Source organism: Phenylobacterium sp., assembly GCF_004299445.1.
GTDB lineage: Bacteria > Pseudomonadota > Alphaproteobacteria > Caulobacterales > Caulobacteraceae > Phenylobacterium.
Map to the genome: position 1 here is coordinate 1 of NZ_SCTC01000014.1, position 16531 is coordinate 16531.

A 16531-nucleotide genomic window follows, 5' to 3' on the forward strand; every position below is an offset into this window, starting at 1 on the left:
CCCGCCCGGGCCCGCCCCAGAGGCCGGAGATGACGCTGACCGGCCGACGACACTTACCCTCGCGCCTGGCGCCGCCAGCATTTCCTGGAGGCCTGTCGACGCCCGCGCCGCCACATCGCGCCGCACCCTCAAAGCCGTCGAGCCGACCCCACCGCACCACGGCCATGGATCGGACCGGGGCACGCTTGATGGCGAAGACGCGGCCAGAAATGACTTGAAGGACATGAGGAGGCCACGCAGACCCTGAGTGCTCCGGGACACAGCGCCCGGTGCAGCACGACGGATGGCCGGCAAAGGCAAACCAAGGTCGGGCGCGCCATCAAGTGCTCCGCGGTCCAGCGGCGCCGCTTTCTCCCGCGCATCCAAGGCGCTCCGGCCGCCGCGGCCAGCTATGCGCAAAGGATCCAACCGCTCCGCGCCCCAATGACGCAAAGGCCGCTAAGCTCGCGAGGAGGACTACCGCTGACCAACGCCAGCGTGACCATCAAAGCAGCGCTGGCGAGGCAGAACGAATCACAAACCCCAAGGGAAAGCGCCCCTGGGCCCGACGACCACAAGTCCTGGATTATCGTTCAGCGTCTGTTCCGGGCGCAAGTTAAGCCGCGCGGCGCCGATGGGCGCCGCGCGTTGCGCCTAGTGCCGGGTAGCGCGTCCCTTGTGCAGTATGGTGTGGAAGTGGGCGATGGCGGCCGCTTCCAGCTCAAAGGGCTGGGCGGTGCGTTCTTCCTGCCGGTCGAGCTCCTCGGCGATCGCCAGGACATCCCAGCACTCGGCGACCACATACCAGCTGCCCGTGTCGTAGAAGTCGTGGGCGTGCTGGAAAACCGCTTGCGCCATCGCCATCGTCGTCATTGTCGTCTCCCGCTTTGCTGCCGGACCTGCGGGCTCGTTCCCGCGATCTCGCGCCCGGCAAGGGCGGGGAAAGGGCAGGGGCCAAGGACGGCGCCGATGGAAACCGGCCTGCAGCGCAGCGAAGGCCGCGAGGGTCCGTCGGCGACGCCTCGCCACCGGCGAGGTCGCCTTGGCCCATGACCGACCCGTCCTAGGGTCGTGAACTCGATCGCGGACGAGCCCCCTCCAGCAGCTTCCATCCGGGAGACGGTCCGACGCATGCGACCGCTCGCGGTCACCACATCTTGGGTTTCAGGCACGAATCAGGATTGGCCGCCCCGAAGGCCTGCGGATACCCCCCGTCGTCGCCCGCGCACCGCGCAGCGCCGGAACGGAACGGCCCTCGCGGCCTTTGAAGCTAGAGCTGCTCGGAGATCCTCATGACCCTGGCGAGCGCCGCAACGACAAGATCGCTGAGGCGATCAACGCCGAGCACCGCAGTCTCGGCCATGTCGCGATCGGCGCGCGCGGCTGCCTGGCCTTGATCGCCGTGACCGCGGCGCTGTCGGTGTCGGGGCGCCAAGCGCCGGCCCAGGGCGCGAAGCCATCGCGCCATCCTTTGGTGAAGGCGATATGGCCGTCGCTGTTCTCCGTCACCACCCTGGCCGCGCTGCGCGTCTGGAACGCCCCAGCGAGCCACGAGCGGTCCCGCGCCCTTGGCGTCTGGGGCGTATTGCAAGCGTCGAACCTGCTGCTCTCTGCGCTGAAACCTAGAAGTCAGTCGGGCCAGGTCACAGCCGCCCTGGCGACTGCCGGGCTGACGGCCGCCTATGCCTATGCGGCCTCCTACGTCGATCCGAAGGCGGCGGCGCTCTCGGCGCCGACCGGCTTTGCGGGCTTGTCTTCCGTCATCGGCACGCCGGCCAAGGGCTGACACAGAGAAAGGCGCGGCGGCCGAAGCCGCCGCGCCCTGCGGATCAGGCCCGCGACTTCACCGGCTGGTGGCGGATGCCACGTTCGGCGGCCTTCTGACCGAGATTGAGGGCCGGCCCGAAAGGCTGCAGCTGGGCGCCCCGTTCGAGGTTCAGCGTGTTAGGAAGCGTCAGCACGCACACCGGCTCGAGCGCGATCAGCTCGTCATTGGCCCGGAACGGAGCGGCGCGCCCGTTCCTGTCGAAATCGGCCTTGGCCAAGACCAGCGTCACCGACTTCTGCTTGGCCCACTTGATGGCGAGCTTTTCGCCACCCTTGGCGCCCGTCGTGGCCAGCGCCATGTCCGGCCATTGCGTCAGCGCCCAGTTCAGGGCGTCGAAGATGCGGTTGGCGTCATCAGCTGTATCCGCCTGCGGCGCTGCGCGGAAGGCGACGACCGTGGCGCCCGGGCTGACGGCGGCGTGCTTGCGGGCCTTGCTGGCCCTGATCGCGTCACGCGCCTCGATCTGGGCGGCAGTCGTGCGGGAGGCGCGCACCGTGCCCTTCCAGGGGCTCCAGACCTCGCCGGTCGCCGTGGTGTAGGTGGCCGCGGCGGCATCCCGGACGATCTCCATCGCCAAGGTGGCGACATCGGCGGCGCGGGCCTTGCGGGTGGCCTCCTGGATCTCAACGTCAAGGATCTCCGACCCGTCGAAGTCTCGGACCAAGCCGTTCAGCGTGTCCCTGGCCTTGTCCGCATCGCGCTCGATGCGCTGCGCGGCCGAGTGGAAGGCGCCGATCAGGGTTTCGGTGATGATCGCCTGGACGTCCTCGAGGGCGGTGTCGCTGATCACGTCGAGCACCTCGTTCATCAGCCCCTGGCCGAGCTGGTGGAGGGCGTCCTCGGGCGGGTAGGGCCTCGGGTCTTCGAGAACCAGCGCCTGGGCTTCGAAGGGTGTGAGATGGTCGGAAGTGGGGGGAAGGGCGTGAAGCTGCATGGGATGAAGTCCCTGTCTGTAGTGGATGTCGGAGCCCGTCGGCTCGTGACCGCCCCGCGCCGAGGGCCCGGCGGCCCCCACAAGGGCTTTGAGCGCAGCGTCCCTTGTGGGGGGCGCCGGACGGTGGCGAGGTCACAGGAGCCAAAGGGATTTGACGGCCGCCCCTGGGGACTGCCGCGCGCGCCTGCGGCCGGACCACCCGGCCGCGATCGGCTCCCCGCTGCCCCGGCGCTCTCGTGGGCCGCGCCACAACCTCGTCAGATCGCAATTCGCGCGAAGGCGGCTAGAACAAGGAGGGCTGTGACACGTCGGCCACCGGCCGGCTCCGGCCCGCGATCCGCTCGGCGAACAGATAGGCCTCCATCCAGTCGTTCTGGTCGCGCCCGCCTCGACGGGCGGCGTAGGACCAGGCCATGGAGTCGGCGGAGAAGAGCATCGAGCGGACGGCCGGGCTCCGTAGAGCGGTGAGTTTCACGCCGAACCCGTGCAGCCGCAGATCCGGCCGGACCCGCAAGATCGTCTCCAGGATGACGCCGATCGCCCGCGGATCGCCCTGGCGTTTGCAGACCGAGCCCACCCCGACCCATGCGCCCTTGCCGAGACGGTCACCGTAGGCGTCGAGGTGTCGGCGGTAATCAGCCGCGTGCCAGCCCTGCAGGACCGCCATCAGCGGGGTGCGGCCCGTGCCCGCCGCGGCGATCGAGTCGAAGCGCTCGAGGGTCAGGTGCTGATGTTCCCGTACCGACAAACCCGTCGCGGCGATCACCTCGGGTTCGCACATCCAGTCCTGGGAGACGGCGACCTCCAGGCCGGAGCAAGGCCAGTCCCCGAACTGGCGCACCAGGGCGGCATAGTCCTCCGGCGACTGGTCGAACCGACCTCGCAGGGCGATCTGGGTAAAGGCTCCCGAATCGAGCATCCAGCCGTCGGCCTGACCGACGAAGGCGATGTTGCCCGTTCGGCCGGCCAGGACGTTGGCCGAAATGCAAACGGGATGCCCGCGCAAGCTGAGCGGCCATCCCATGCGGGGTCGATGCACGCCGACGAAGAAGCGCATCGTTCTATGCCGACGCCGGCGCAGTGGCGCCGATCACCAGACGCCCGGGCCGAAAGCGGTCGAACCGCTCTAAATAAGCCTGCAGCTCCGCGAGGGTGGTGAAGGCGAGGATCGCAAGATCGTCGCGGCTGACGCAGGCGGCGCCGCCGCCGCTATCGAGGCTGCAGGTCTCCTCGGCCCCGTCGGCGTGATGCAGCCGTGTCGCCGGGCCCCACTCGCCGCCATAGCCGTCATAGCTCAGCCGATAGGCCAGGCCATGATCGGCGCAGAACGTCTGCAGCGTCTCGAACTCGCCGCTGTTGACCTCGGTCCCGTAGAGATCGACCCCGTCGATCCCCGCGCTCAGGTAGGCGACGAGCTCGTCGCGGCTGCCGAAGCTGTCGCCCCAGTCTGGGCCGAGCCGTTCGTCCTCGATCGCCTCACACAAGGCGTCGAGAATATGGGCGGGCGCCGATCCGCCGATGACGATGCTGGCGCTTACGCGATTACCCACGGGCGGCCTCCAGCGCTTCATCGAGGAGCGCCGTGACGTCGGCGACATCGTAGTCGGCGTGGGTGATCAGGGCATAGCCGCCGCCGAACGCGCCGGGCCGGCTGCGCGAGCAGTCATTGGCCCAGGTGAAGCCGGTCGGCAGGGCCGAGGGCGCGAGGCGGCGGATGAGCTCGGCGATGGCGATGACCTGGGGGTCGCCATCGCCATGGATCCACACGCCGCCAGCGCGGCGATAGATGCGCGCGCCGATATCGAACGCATTGGAGTCGGCGTAGAGGGCGGCGACACCGGAGAGGGGGTCGTCGGGATCGGACGCGGGGAAGTACGGCGCGAGAGCCGCCGGCAAGGCCGCCTCGTAGCCAGTCAGGCCGAATGCGGAGATCAAGCGATCCGCCTCCGCCTCGGCGCAGTCGAGCTCGAAACTGAGCTTGGTGTAGTGGTCGGCCATGGGAGCCTCCTGATTCGGGTACGCCCGAATCCGCCCTCCCTTTGGCTTTTCCCTGGGCCTCACACCGGGCCAGAGGCCTCGCCGAAGGCCCCCGCCGGCAGGCTCCAGGGCCGGCTGATCACCGGCAGGCGCCAGTCCGCCGCCTCCGCCTGGGCGACCAGGTCGGGCCGGGCGAGGGCGGCGGGGTGAGGGCGGCCCCGGTCGGCCAAAGCGACCACGCTGGCACACCGCTGGATCGTGAGGCCCGACGCCGCCTCACGCGCGGCGATGTGGCGGAACTGATCGGGGAAGACCGCGCGGATCGTCGCCCACTGGTTGGGCGAGCCGAAGATGCAGGCCCGGCAACTGAGGCGGCCCCAGCCAAGCTGGTAGGCCAGATGCGGCGTGACCCCGAAGCGCTCGATGAGCCGCCAGACCTCGGCCTCCGGCCAGCCGTGGATCGGCCGCCAGTGATCCACCCGTCGCGCCGGCGCGCGGCCGCCGCCTGTGGCCGTGCGATGCGCCTCGAAGGTCAGATAGCGAGCCCGTCCGGGGCTCTCCTCGGCGCGCTCGCCGGTAACCACCAGGGTGCGGCCGTCGAAGAAGCGCGCCTGGCCGCGGATCGCGGCGGCGAGGACCTCGATCTTCAGCACGCTCGAGCACCATCTCACCCGAAGGTCGGCGCTGACCTGGGGAAAGCGCCCGCGCCAGCCGGGCGGCCCGGCGCCGCCGGCGCGGCCGAGGCCGCCGTCGGGCAGCTCGAAGAGAACGGCGCCGGTCGGGTCGCCCTGGCGGTCCATCTCGCCGAGAAAGCCGCCGGCCCGCCAGGACCGGTAGAGCGGCACGCCGAAATAGCCGGCGACAGCGCGGCAGTAGGGGAGGGTGCAGGGCCAGTCGATGAACGGCTGGTCGCCATCGACATCGTGGTGATGCAGCTCGATGCGCGATGCGGGGACGCCGGCCTCCAAGAGGTGCAGCAGGCAGGCCAGCGAATCCTTCCCGCCGCTGAACGCCAGCAGGACGCGGTCGTAGGCCGCTAGGTCCGGGACCGGACCGGCAAGGCAGGCGGACGCCCTATCCATCGCCCGGCTCGCCGATCGCCTCGCCGCAGAGCATGGCGACGGACCAGGCCGGCGGACACCAGGCCTCCATGCCGGCGAGGTGGCGAGCGGTCATCGCCCCGGTGAAGAACTCGACGGCGAGGTTCTGGCGTCGCTCTCCGACGTAGCCCTGGACGGCCACTCGATCGCGCCAACCAGCCTCGATCGCCGAGACGTCAGCCTCGTCGACCACGAGGCCGCCGCCGTCGAGGCCGTCGCAGAGCGCTTCGACCTCGGCCCCCTTCAGCGGGTCGGCGGCTCGGCCGTCCGCGAACACGTCGAGGATTTCCGGGCTCTCGTAGCCATCGGCGGCGTGGGCTTGCAGCAGGCGCAGGCCCGCCAGCAGCGCGCCGAGCTGGCGCGCGTCGATCTTGATCAACATCGGGGTCTCCTGGGTTAGGGGGCGAGATGCGCCGCGCGAGGCGACGCTCAGTGCGGCCGGCGAAGGCCGGCGAAGAGGCCTGGCGCGCCATCGATCCGATCGGGCGTGCCGGCGAAGGCGTCGAAGACGGTCATCCAGCGGGCCATTGCCGGCCGCATGCCCTCGGCCGCCACCTCTTCGGCCACGGCCGCCTGCCAGCGGGTGAGGCTGCGCGGCGCCGTGGCGATGATCGCGTCGATCTCGGCCGAATCTAGCAGCCCTTCGGCGCGGATGAAGGCGGTCATCGAGCCGGGTCGCGGCTGGGCGCCTCGGCGGCCGAGCACGGTCTTGCGCCAGAGGCCTTCGACGGTCCGAAGCCGGGGCTGGGCGCGGGCTTCAATCAGCACGATCTGCCGCAGCTGGGCGCGCGGCAACGATCGGACCTCGTCCGGCTTGGCCGCCGTGCAGAAGAAGCAGGCCGATTTCGGCGGGACCGGCAGGCCGGCGCGCTCGATGCGGGCGATGCAGTCCGCCCGGCTCCAGCCCCACTCCCGCAAGGGATAGCGATGGCGGTAAAGCGGATCGTCGAGGTCTCGTACCTCGGCGTAGCGGCGATCATCGGCGGGGCCGCAGTCATAGCCGATCAGCTTGACGACCCTGTCGCCCCGCGCCCAGGTCGCGATGGCCGGCGGCCAGCTCTGGGCCCAGGCATGCTGGGGCGCGACCTTCCATTTGAGGGAGCAGGTCCCGCGGCCGAAGGCGATGCTCGGCAAGGTGCCGTTGGTGATCAGATTCTCGGTCAGAGTCCGGTAGGCAGGCCAGTTCTTGAAGCGGCGCGGAACATAGCGGACGATTTCGGAGGGCACGCCCCGATCGGCCAGCCAGGCCCGGAAGATCGGGATGAACAGATAGGTCTCGGGCTTCTCCGCGCCCGTGTCGGCGAACAGCACCATGTCGATGCGCTCGCCGCGCTCGAGCAGCTCGATGAGCATGGCGGTGGAATCCACGCCGGCGCCCCAGGCGACGATCACCGGAACATCGATGTGGGGATGGTTCATGGCGGCCTCCGGAGCTGCGCCGGCGAAGGCCCCTGCCTGCGCCCGGCTCGTCCGGCGCCGCCCTCCCTTTGACCTCCCGCCGCAGGCCCTATGGCCGCGGCGCATCGGTCCGGACCGGGTAGGGGAGGGCGGTCCCCATCCGGCTCCGAACCGCGCGACGGGTAGTCGTGGATCCGCAGGGGAAGGCGTAGACGTGGTTGCCGCGATGGCGCAGGCGTCGGAATGGGCCGTCGCGCAGCGCGCGCTCGATGTAGGCGCCGCCGGTCTCGCCAGCAGCCAGGGGCGGGGCGCCGTGCCGGCGCAGGGTCTCGTAAGCGTAGCGGGCGCCGCTGTCGCCGTGCTTGAGCTTCATCAGCGCCCGCGAGCTGATCACTGTGGCGTCGTCGGCCAGCCACAGGGTGCGGGCCGTCGCGCGGCCGAGATAGAGGGCCGACGAGGCCGCGTAGATGCCGCCGTAGTGGCCCGCGAAGGTCACGTGGCCGTCCCGATCCACGCGCGGGACCGGGTCGGAATAGGCCAGGCAGACCGAGTAAAGCGGGCGGCCGTCGTTACCGGTCTTGTCCTGCCCAAGGCCCGCCAGGGCCCGGCGCAGGAACCAGGTCTCGGCGTTACCCGGCACATGGTCGAGCAGCAGGAAGCGGCCGAGGTCGCAGGACCGCGCACCCGACGCGCCGTAGGCGTCGGCGGCGCGGGGCTGCACCGGCACGCTGAACACCGCCACCCCGACCAGCTCGGCCGATCGGTTGCGGCGCGCTTCCATCAGGCCGTAGGCGGCGATCGCCACAGGGTAGGAGCCGGAATAGTGGTGCCGGACGATGAAGCCGCGCGCCTCGGCCGTGCCGCTCAAGCGCACCACGCCGTAGCGCCTGGGGTCCAGCGGTTCGCGTTGCGGGCGGTAAGATTGCCGGCGCTCGCGCCAGCGCTGGGCCACGAAGGGAAGATCGAGTTGCATGGGTTCCTCCTTGAGGGACCGATCCCTCGCCCCACGCCGCCCCGCCTTTCTTCTCCCATCCGGGGACGGCCGCGGGCGCGCGCGCAAAGACCCGCCGGCGGGGGCCGGCGGGTCGCAGTTCGCGAGGGACTACGAGCGCAAGGCGCGGCGGATATGGGTCGCGTAGGCGCCCACCGCCTTCCAGTAGGCCGCCATCACCCCCTTGTTCTGGGCCCAGCTGATCTGGGCCCGGCGCCGCGCGTCGGCGGCGAGGTCGCCGAGCACCGCCGCTAAGGCTGCCGTCACCGCCGGGTCGAGGCGGCGTAGAGCCGTCACGGCCGGCAGACCCAGAACCGGATTGCCGACCTCCCGGCGTGCGCTCCGCGACGGGCTCATCGGGCCGCCACAGGCGCCGGCGGTTGCTCGAAGCTCCACACCATCACCTGCTCCGCCCAGGCCTCGGGCGGGGTCGTGTGGCGCGCGGCCGCCAGGTCCATGGTTACGGCGTCGCCTTGCCCGAGCAGCCGCAGGTTTGCCGCCAACTGATCGAGCTCATCGGGGTATTCGCCGGCCTCGCCGAGCGAGACCACCAGCTGGGCCAGCATCGAGGTGGTCTCCATCAAGGCGCCCCGAACGGCCGCCCCAGCCGATGGACCTTGCCGATCACCGCGTTGCGGGTGATGCCGCCGAGCTGCTTGGCGACCTGGGAGCCGCTGAGCCCATCGGCCCACAAGACCTTCAGGCGCTCGACGCGGTCTTCACTCCAACCGAGCTGGGACATCGGGAAAATCCTCCAGACGCGCTCCCTTCGAGCGCACCCGGCCCCTCCCTGCCTTTCTCCTTTCCCCCACGCCTCGCCGCAGCCCTCACGCCGCAACGGGCCGGCGGGGCCGGCGCAATGGCGTAGTCCAGCGCCTTGAACCCGGGGATGCGGTAGAGGCCGCCATCCTCTGCCTGGAAGACCAGGCCTCGGCGGCCCGGGAGCCGGACCGCCCGCAGCTGGGTGAAACTGCGCCCATTGCGGAACTGGATCGGCGCGGCGAACACCACCAGCTGCCCCGGCCGCGGGGTGGGCCTGGCCCGGATCGCCCGGCGCTCGGCCAGCCGGGCCCGGCAGCGGGCGCGCCAATTCAGGGCGAAGGCCTGGTCAGGAGGTCGAGAACCTCCGCCGGGCAGGCGTCCTCCACCGGGCCCATCGATTCCGACATGTCCTTGTATCCGAAGACGTAGCCCTCCCGGTCGCGGGGGTTGTAGCGCACCAGGCAGACCAGCCCCCACACCTCCGTGCCGCCGGTCGTTGCCGCCACGTGCTCGACGGCGGCGTAGTAGGTACTCAGACCCACCAGCCGCGACGCCAGGACGCGCGAGCGGCCCTCGGGCCGCTCATAGGTGAATTGGCCGTCGAGATAGGCCTTCGGGGTCGGATGGCCCCCGAGCGATCGCATGAACAGCCAGCCCATGGCGGCGTGCTCCTTTGTCGTTGAACGGTTCGAGGGTGATCAGGCGGCCAGGGAGGCCGCCGCGTCCGCCGGCTGGCTGAAGGCCAGCAGGAAATCGACCGCGCGCTGGGCGTGGCCCGAGGCTTCCAGAAGGGCGCCCGGCCGGTCCTTCAGGATCCTGGCCCAGTGGGCGAGGTAGGCGGCGTGGCTGTCGAGCAGCTGCGGTCTGAGGCCGATGCGCAGCCCCAGGGCCGCGGCGCCGATCTCGGCGCAGAGCTCCTCGAAGGCGTAGGCCGCGTCGCCGAAACGGCGGCCGAACTCGCGGTTCAGCCGAAGCGCCGCGCCCGACCAATGCAGTTGCTCGTGGGCCTTGGTCGCCAGGAAGTCGTCGACCGAATGGAAGGCCTCGGGCGCCGGCAGGCGGATCAGATCCCGCGAGGGAATATAGCAGGGCTGGCCGCCGCCATAATCGATCTGAGCCGGGATGGCGTCGAGGATGGCGTTGTGGGCCGCCGCGCGGACAGCCGGATCGACGGCCGGGGCGGCGCGGAAGCGCTCCGGGCAGTCGGTCAGCTGGTCGGCGTTGAAGACCGCGTAGGTCTTCAGGTAGCGCATCACCTTGGGGTCGGCGTCCTCGCCGACGGGATCGCCCGCCTCGCCGCCGCAGCCATCCTCGACGACGCGGGTCTTGTAGAGGATGGCGAGCGAGCCCTTGGCGCCCTTGGCCACCGGCGCGCCGATCGCCAGGGCCTGGCGGAAGGTGAACCAGTAGGGCGAGCCGTAGCCGCGCAGGGCGCCGGCGAAGAACAGCAGCCACGAATTGCTGCCGGTGAAGGGTTCGCCGTTGGCCCGCAGCGGGAGGGCGGGGTCGGCGCCGGCCTGGCTCCAGGCTTGGCGCCACGGCGGCGTGCCCGCCTCGATGCGGGCGATGATGTCGGCCATCAGGTCGTCTAGGGGCGTGGACATGGGAACCTCGGGAGCGCGGCCCCGGACCCATTCCGGAGCGCTTGCCCGCTCCGTCCCTTCCTTTCCCCTCCGATGGCGCCGGCCGCGCCAGCACGAAAAGAGCCGCCGGGTCGGGCCGGCGGCTCCTCGCGCTGTCGATCGCCTCTACGCCGCCGCTGGCAGGATGTTCTGCGCCGGCCACTTGGCCAGGATGGCGGTCAGCACGTCCGGCCGGTCGGTCGGCACGAACACCCGCGGCGTGTAGCTGATGATCTCCACAAAGCAGCCCAGCGCCGTGAACACCGAGCGCTGCGAGGCTGCGCCGACGATCTCGAGGCGCTGGCGATCCATCACCTTGGCGCGCCGCAGCCAGAGGCCACCGGCCAGGGCGACCGAGGCGCCTTCGCCGAGCACCAGGCGACTGGCGGCGTCGCCATCACCGACCGCGCTGGCCGTATCCGTCAGCCCCAAGGCGATCTTGAGCGGAACGACCTGGGCGGGGTCAAGCACCCGCCCGAGCCAGCGTCGCCCGTCCGGCGCCTTGAGCCGGCGCACCGAAGTCCCCTTGTGCGGCAGGCTCGCCCAGATCGGCAGCAATAGGCCGGTGACCAGCACCAGCTCGCGGGTGACCCAGGGATCGGCCTGGGCGATCTCGGCGTCCCAAGCGGCGCGCCAGATCGCCTCCTCGCAGGCCTCCCAAGCCGATTCCTCGAAGCCCTTCAGCGAGGCGATGGTGCGCTTCTCCGGGCGGATCAGGCGGACGGCCGGGATCAGTCGGTCGTCGTCGTTGGTGGTGGTCAGGCCCTGGATAACCAGCGCCGCGCGCCCGGACTTGGCGTTGACGGCGAACACCGTCGCCTCCGGATCGAGGCCGGCCAGGGCGTCGTCGGCGGCGAGCAGGGACCGGCGCGTGCGGACCTGGAAGCTGAGCAGCTTGGTCTCAGCGCCGGTGACCGCGTCGGTGCGGATCACCTCCTCGCCCTTGATCACCAGGTCGTCGGCCTCGATGTCCTCCATGCCGCGGTCCAGGGCGCCGGCGGCCGCGGCCCGCTCCAGGATGCTGGAGAGGATCTCGTCGAAGGCGGCGAACAGGGCGTTCTGATCGGCGATCCGCAGCGCCAGCAGCCGGTTGAGGAAGGTGTTCATCGGCGGCAGGTCGTCGGACTTCTTCAGGCCGCCGACATGGTCGAGCAGCCGCAGGCCGGTCTTGGCCTCGAAAGTCTCGCGGTCCATGGCCTCGACGTTGCCGAAGTGCAGAGCGACGTAGAAGGCCTGCAGCGCCCGGTGCGCCCACGGGCTCTCCAGGTTGTCCTCGGCGCGGAAGAGGCCGTTGCCGGCCGTGCGACGCTCGCCCCGGGTCAGGGCGCCCAGGCTGTCGAGCCGCCGGGCGATGGTCGAGGTGAACCGCTTCTCGCCGTGGATGTCGGTAGTCACCGGCCGGAACAGCGGCGCGCAGGCCTGGTTGGTGCGATGCGAGCGGCCCAGCCCCTGGATGGCGGCGTCGGCCCGCCAGCCGGGCTCCACCAGGTAGTGGACCCGGCGCTGCTGGTTCTGGACGCTGAGGTCGGCGTGGTAGCTGCGGCCCGTGCCGCCGGCGTCGGAGAACACCAGCACCCGCTTCTTGGCCGCCATGAAGGCGTCGGTCTCGGCCTTTGCGGCCGAGGCGCTGCGCCGCTCGACGACGCGGCGGCCGTCGCGCCGGACCACCCGACGGCTGCGGCCGGTGATCTCCGCCACCATCTCGGTCCCGAGGGCATCGAGGACCGCGTCCAGAACGCCCGGGACGGCGGGCAGGCAGGCCAGGTGGGTGACCAGTTCCTCACGCAGCCGCAGCGCCTCCTGGCTGACCACGGGGGCGCCGTCGACCATCACCGGGACCATGGTGACATTGCCGTCCTCGTCCTCCACGGCGTCCATGGCCATGATCGGGAAGGCGCCCATCAGGTAGTCGAGCACCTGGTCCTTGGGCGTCAGGTCGACGGCGAGGTTGTTCCACTCCTCGGCCGGGATCTCCGCCAGGCGGCGCTCCATCACCGCCTCATTGGTCGAGACGACCTGCACCACGGCGCTGCGCCCCTCGCCGAGATCACCTCGGATCGAGGCCACGAGGGAGGGGGACTTCAGACCGGCCAACAGGTGACCGAAGAAGCGCAGCTTGGAGCCCTCGAACGCCGACATGACGGCGGAAGCGGCCTGGCCGGACTTGGGCTTGCCGTCCTCGCTGATGCCGACCGCCTCCAGGGCGGCGCGCAGGTTCTGGTGGATCAGCTGGTAGGCGTCCGCCCAGGCGTCCCAGATGGCGATGTCGTCCTCGGTGAGCGGATGGCGCAGGGCGTCGTATTCGACGCCGTCGAACGACAGCGAGCGGGCGATGTAGAGGCCCATCGCCTTCAGCTCCCGGGCGATCAGCTCCATCACCGCCACGCCGCCGGTTTCGACGGCGTCCATGAAGGCTTCCCGGGTAGGGAAGGGGGCTTCGGGCCCGCCCCACAGGCCGAGCCGGGCGGCGTAGGCCAGGTTCTCCGGTGTCGTGGCGCCCGTTGCCGAGACATAGAGGATGCGCGCGTTGGGCAGGCGGTTCTGCAGGGCGAGCCCCGCCATGCCCTGTTGCGAGGCCTTCTTCGGGCCTCGGCCGCCCTTGCCCCCGCCGGCGGCGTTGGCCATGGCGTGCGCCTCGTCGAAGACGACGACGCCGTCGAAGTCGGCGCCGAGCCAGCTGACGATCTGGTCCAGCCGCGAGGGGCGGTCGCCGCGGGCCGGCTGCCGCAGCGTGGCGTAGGTGGTGTAGAGGATGCCCCGGTCGAGCCGGATGGCGTCGGCCTGTTTCCACGACGACTGCGGGGTGATGTCGGAGGCGGCGCCGCCGATCGCGCCCCAGTCGCGCCGGGCGTCCTCCAGGAGGGCGTCGTTCTTGGACAACCAGACGGCCCGCTGCCGGCCCTGCGCGATGTTGTCGGCGATCACCCCGGCGATCTCCCGGCCCTTGCCGCAGCCCGTGCCGTCGCCGAGGAAGAAGCCCTTGCGGAACGATACGGCGCCAGGATGGTCGTCCCTGACCAGCACCACCTGGTGCGGCGCCTCGCCGAGGATCCAGGCGCCAGGCAGGACTTGGGCGTGCGCTTCGCCGGCGTAGATCACCGTCTCCATCTGCGCGTCCGACACCAAGCCCTCGGCGGCGACCTTCGTCGGCAGCTGCGGCCGGTAGGTCGGCGCTGGCGGCGAGACCGAAGCCATGGGGCCGGATTCCACGAGCGGCGAGGGGTGGGGCTGCACCTGCGGGAACGCGATGCGGCCGAGCGCATAGGCCTGGTATAGGCCGACGTCGTGGCCCTCGCCCGACCAGGGCTTGGTCTCATAGGCGAGCGGGGCGGCGGTGTTGAGGAAGGCCAGCCGCGTCGACGGCGAGGCCAGGGATCGGGCCCGCGGCGCGAGCACGGCGACCTGCGACAGCGCCCGGAACTGGCGCGGCTGGGCCGTCGGCCGGGCGACGACGCCGGCGGCTGCGCGGGCCGCATCGGCCAGGGTCTCCGCCGCGATCACCGGCGCCAACGCCGCGTCCGCAACGCCGCGGTCGATGACCAGCAGGCCGGTCTCGACAGAGGTTCCGTGCTTGGCGTAGGCCCGGGTTGGGAAGGCGAGCCGCTGGACGACCTGCCCGCGCTCGGCGAGGCGGCGCAGAGCCGGCGCGTCCTCGAACAGGCGGGCCGGGACGACCGCCGCCAGACGCCCACCCTCGGCCAGGCAGTCGAGGGCGGCGTGCAGGTGCGCCTCCAGGTGCTGGAACGGCGGGTTGGCGACGACGGCGTGGAACCCGCCCGAGCCCGGCAGGATGTCGCGCAGGTGCTGGGCGTCGTGCGCAGATCGCGCGGCGGTCGGGAACAGCCCCTCGAGAAGGCCCGCGCGGCCGGCGGCCAGCTCGTTGAGGGTCAGGGCCGCGCCGCAGGCCTCGGCCAGGACCGCGAGCATGCCGGTGCCGGCCGAGGGCTCCAGCACCTGGTCGCCGGGCCGGACCTGGGCGGCCAGCACCGCCAGGGCGCCCAGCTGCGGCGGGGTGGAGAACTGATCGAGCGCCACCTGCTCTTCGCTGCGGCGCGTGTGGGTGAGGCCGAGGTCCGCCAGGTTGGCGAGCAGAGCCGCGATCTCCGCGGGCGCGTCCTCGAGCCGGCCGATCTGCGGGCCGAGACGCCGGATCTGCAGCACTAGCGCCGCCTCGACGGCGTCATAGGCGTCGCGCCAGATCCAGGCCCCCTCGGTGTCCGATCCCCCGAAGGTCGTGGTCATCACGCTGGCGACGAGGCGGCGGTCCAGGGCCCGCGAGCGGTTGAGCTGCGGGCAAAGCGCCCGGGCGGCGGCCAGGATGTTGGCGGCCTTGTGGTCGGCGCCGTCGGTCGACGCGGCGAACAGGGGAAGCATGGCGTTCATGGAGCGGGTCCGGATCACCCGCAGCGGAGGGCGCCTCCCTCCAGTCCCGACGGGCTCGCCCGTCCGCCCCCTGTCTTTTCCCTTTGGCCTGCGGGTGCTGACGCACCTCAATCAGCGCCGCCGATTCTGGACCAGCACGTCCATGGGACGTACAGGTGTCGGGGAGGAGCAGCGCCCATGCCGGCTGGCCAGGACCCCATCAAGGCGATCGACGAACCCAGCGCCGAACGCACGGCGCTGCGGCCCGTCGACCACGCGGCCTTCTTCGGGGCGCTGGATCAGCCTCCGGCGCCGACGGACAGGCTGACGGCGGCGTTTGCGCGTCATCGGAAGACCGTCGTGTCCCGGTGAGGCGAGACGCGACGCGCTAATGCGTCTCGAGATCGAAGAAGGTTTGCGGCGCCGCTTTGAGCGAAGGCCTTTAGGGGTCGGCGTCTACTCCGTCCGCGCGACCACGCCGGCGCGACGATCTCGGACGCGCGTCATGAACCGCGCGCGGACAGCGTTGAACAGAGCCGGCGGCAGAAAGCCGTAGGCTGCGCTTTCGGGACCCCTGTCGCCCACCCGACGAAGATCAGGGCCGGGCCAGACAAAGCTGTTGCCCTCGCTGACGACGATCCAGGACCGCTCGCTGTCGAGACCCAGGCGGATTTTCGTGGCCTGGGGCAGCTCGATGGCGTCGTCGGGGTCCTTGGGCGGGCTATGGGTGACGGGCAGGACGTAGACGACCTTGTCCCCGCCATCAGTCTCGACGGCGAGGACCACGGCGCAGGGCCGATCCTTGACGCCCTCCTCGCGCCCAGCGGCGGCCTCACTGCGCCAAAGGTAGGAATAGCGGATGACAAGGCCGGCCCGCGGGGTCGGCCAGCTCATGGCTTCCAGTCTTTGAGCTCATCATCGAGGTGGGCGAACTCGGCGGGGTACTCGGCCGTGGCGATCAGCTCCAGCACCTCATCCGGCAGATCCTCCGACCGGAAGACCTGCCGATCACGACGCTTCAGCCGGTCGTATTCCGCCGCCGAGATCATTACCAACCGGTCGCGTCCATGCTTGGTGATGCGGACCGGCTCGGCCAGGGCCTGGTCCGCGAGCGAACCGAAGTTCTTGATGAAGTCCGCGGTCGAGATGCGCATGCTCGCCTCCCAGTTTGACGAGTTATACATATAACTCACATCTTTGATTGACGCGAGCGGTATTCAGTCGGCGGTCACGCGGCCGCGCCAGCGTGCGATCAGTCCCAGGATCGCCTCGCGTCCGATCAGAGCGTCGGGATAGACGTTGTTGCGGCCGATGAAGCTGGCGACCTGCAACAGGTCGCGCACGGCGAGCTCGTCCAGCAGCCACATCTCGGTTGGGTCGAAGCCGCCCAGCTCGGCGGCGTTCCACCAGGCGAGCAGGAAGTTGGCCGCGACCCGGCTGCCGCTGGTGTCCTCGCTGGCCAGCGCAACGAGGCGCGCCAGCGCGATCTTGGTCTCTTCGTCCATGGCGTCCTCCAATGGCAAGGCTATCCGTAGCGCTCACCGGGGGCAGAGCAAGAGCCCCCGCCCGAAGGCGAGG

At 70.9% G+C, this 16531-nt stretch carries 20 protein-coding genes; 2 read left to right on the top strand and 18 right to left on the bottom strand.

Features of this window, described 5'->3' with window-relative positions:
- Positions 1 to 633: 633 nt before the first annotated feature.
- Positions 634 to 837 carry a hypothetical protein gene (locus EPN98_RS04250; RefSeq protein WP_293360798.1) on the bottom strand — a complete coding sequence of 68 codons (204 nt, stop codon included), beginning with the start codon at positions 835 to 837 and terminating at the stop codon, positions 634 to 636.
- Positions 838 to 1243: 406 nt separating this feature from the next.
- On the opposite strand from EPN98_RS04250, the gene EPN98_RS04255 reads away from it, so the two are divergent.
- Positions 1244 to 1765, top strand: coding sequence for a tryptophan-rich sensory protein (locus tag EPN98_RS04255; RefSeq protein ID WP_293360803.1), 522 nt, complete (start codon positions 1244 to 1246; stop codon positions 1763 to 1765).
- Between the two features lie 43 nt (positions 1766 to 1808).
- Here EPN98_RS04255 and EPN98_RS04260 read toward each other — a convergent pair whose 3' ends face one another.
- The 14 genes from EPN98_RS04260 to EPN98_RS04325 all read right to left on the bottom strand — a co-directional run bounded on the left by EPN98_RS04260 (position 1809) and on the right by EPN98_RS04325 (position 14974).
- Positions 1809 to 2741 carry a DUF2493 domain-containing protein gene (locus EPN98_RS04260; protein WP_293360806.1) on the bottom strand — a complete coding sequence of 311 codons (933 nt, stop codon included), beginning with the start codon at positions 2739 to 2741 and terminating at the stop codon, positions 1809 to 1811.
- 283 nt (positions 2742 to 3024) lie between these two features.
- On the bottom strand, positions 3025 to 3798 hold the full coding sequence (locus EPN98_RS04265) for a hypothetical protein (protein ID WP_293360809.1): 774 nt from the start codon (positions 3796 to 3798) through the stop codon (positions 3025 to 3027).
- Positions 3799 to 3802: 4 nt separating this feature from the next.
- Complete coding sequence (locus EPN98_RS04270; protein ID WP_293360812.1) at positions 3803 to 4291, bottom strand: hypothetical protein; 489 nt, start codon at positions 4289 to 4291, stop codon at positions 3803 to 3805.
- A complete protein-coding gene (locus tag EPN98_RS04275; protein WP_293360815.1) occupies positions 4284 to 4739 on the bottom strand; it encodes a hypothetical protein in 456 nt (151 codons plus the stop codon). The genes EPN98_RS04270 and EPN98_RS04275 overlap by 8 nt, the downstream gene beginning before the upstream one ends.
- 59 nt (positions 4740 to 4798) lie before the next feature.
- The gene (locus EPN98_RS04280) at positions 4799 to 5800 is read right to left on the bottom strand and encodes a phosphoadenosine phosphosulfate reductase family protein (RefSeq protein WP_293360817.1); all 1002 of its coding nucleotides are present in this window, start codon (positions 5798 to 5800) and stop codon (positions 4799 to 4801) included.
- Positions 5793 to 6200 carry a hypothetical protein gene (locus tag EPN98_RS04285; protein ID WP_293360820.1) on the bottom strand — a complete coding sequence of 136 codons (408 nt, stop codon included), beginning with the start codon at positions 6198 to 6200 and terminating at the stop codon, positions 5793 to 5795. The genes EPN98_RS04280 and EPN98_RS04285 overlap by 8 nt, the downstream gene beginning before the upstream one ends.
- Before the next feature lie 47 nt (positions 6201 to 6247).
- A complete protein-coding gene (locus EPN98_RS04290) occupies positions 6248 to 7237 on the bottom strand; it encodes a hypothetical protein (protein ID WP_293360823.1) in 990 nt (329 codons plus the stop codon).
- An 88-nt stretch (positions 7238 to 7325) separates the two neighbouring features.
- Positions 7326 to 8189 carry a hypothetical protein gene (locus EPN98_RS04295; RefSeq protein ID WP_293360826.1) on the bottom strand — a complete coding sequence of 288 codons (864 nt, stop codon included), beginning with the start codon at positions 8187 to 8189 and terminating at the stop codon, positions 7326 to 7328.
- 129 nt (positions 8190 to 8318) lie between these two features.
- Positions 8319 to 8564 carry a hypothetical protein gene (locus EPN98_RS04300; protein ID WP_293360828.1) on the bottom strand — a complete coding sequence of 82 codons (246 nt, stop codon included), beginning with the start codon at positions 8562 to 8564 and terminating at the stop codon, positions 8319 to 8321.
- Positions 8561 to 8788 carry a hypothetical protein gene (locus EPN98_RS04305; RefSeq protein ID WP_293360831.1) on the bottom strand — a complete coding sequence of 76 codons (228 nt, stop codon included), beginning with the start codon at positions 8786 to 8788 and terminating at the stop codon, positions 8561 to 8563. The genes EPN98_RS04300 and EPN98_RS04305 overlap by 4 nt, the downstream gene beginning before the upstream one ends.
- Entirely contained in the window at positions 8788 to 8949 is a 162-nt protein-coding gene (locus EPN98_RS04310; RefSeq protein WP_366558457.1) for a GcrA family cell cycle regulator, read from the bottom strand. The genes EPN98_RS04305 and EPN98_RS04310 overlap by 1 nt, the downstream gene beginning before the upstream one ends.
- Positions 8950 to 9298: 349 nt before the next feature.
- On the bottom strand, positions 9299 to 9628 hold the full coding sequence (locus EPN98_RS04315) for a hypothetical protein (protein ID WP_293360833.1): 330 nt from the start codon (positions 9626 to 9628) through the stop codon (positions 9299 to 9301).
- A gap of 39 nt (positions 9629 to 9667) precedes the next feature.
- The gene (locus tag EPN98_RS04320) at positions 9668 to 10573 is read right to left on the bottom strand and encodes a zincin-like metallopeptidase domain-containing protein (RefSeq protein ID WP_293360836.1); all 906 of its coding nucleotides are present in this window, start codon (positions 10571 to 10573) and stop codon (positions 9668 to 9670) included.
- 144 nt (positions 10574 to 10717) lie between these two features.
- A complete protein-coding gene (locus EPN98_RS04325; RefSeq protein WP_293360839.1) occupies positions 10718 to 14974 on the bottom strand; it encodes a strawberry notch family protein in 4257 nt (1418 codons plus the stop codon).
- A gap of 177 nt (positions 14975 to 15151) precedes the next feature.
- Here EPN98_RS04325 and EPN98_RS04330 point away from each other — a divergent pair, with 177 nt between their 5' ends.
- Positions 15152 to 15325: a DUF1778 domain-containing protein gene (locus tag EPN98_RS04330; RefSeq protein ID WP_293360841.1), complete on the top strand. Its 174-nt coding sequence runs from the start codon at positions 15152 to 15154 to the stop codon at positions 15323 to 15325.
- Between the two features lie 84 nt (positions 15326 to 15409).
- Here EPN98_RS04330 and EPN98_RS04335 read toward each other — a convergent pair whose 3' ends face one another.
- From EPN98_RS04335 to EPN98_RS04345, 3 genes are all read right to left on the bottom strand, one after another.
- Positions 15410 to 15847 (bottom strand): growth inhibitor PemK, encoded by a 438-nt coding sequence (locus tag EPN98_RS04335; RefSeq protein ID WP_293360844.1) that lies wholly within the window; start codon positions 15845 to 15847, stop codon positions 15410 to 15412.
- Positions 15844 to 16107, bottom strand: coding sequence for a type II toxin-antitoxin system Phd/YefM family antitoxin (locus EPN98_RS04340; protein ID WP_293360847.1), 264 nt, complete (start codon positions 16105 to 16107; stop codon positions 15844 to 15846). Before EPN98_RS04340 ends, EPN98_RS04335 begins: the two co-directional genes overlap by 4 nt.
- Positions 16108 to 16170: 63 nt before the next feature.
- On the bottom strand, positions 16171 to 16458 hold the full coding sequence (locus tag EPN98_RS04345) for a hypothetical protein (protein ID WP_293360849.1): 288 nt from the start codon (positions 16456 to 16458) through the stop codon (positions 16171 to 16173).
- Positions 16459 to 16531: the final 73 nt, after the last annotated feature.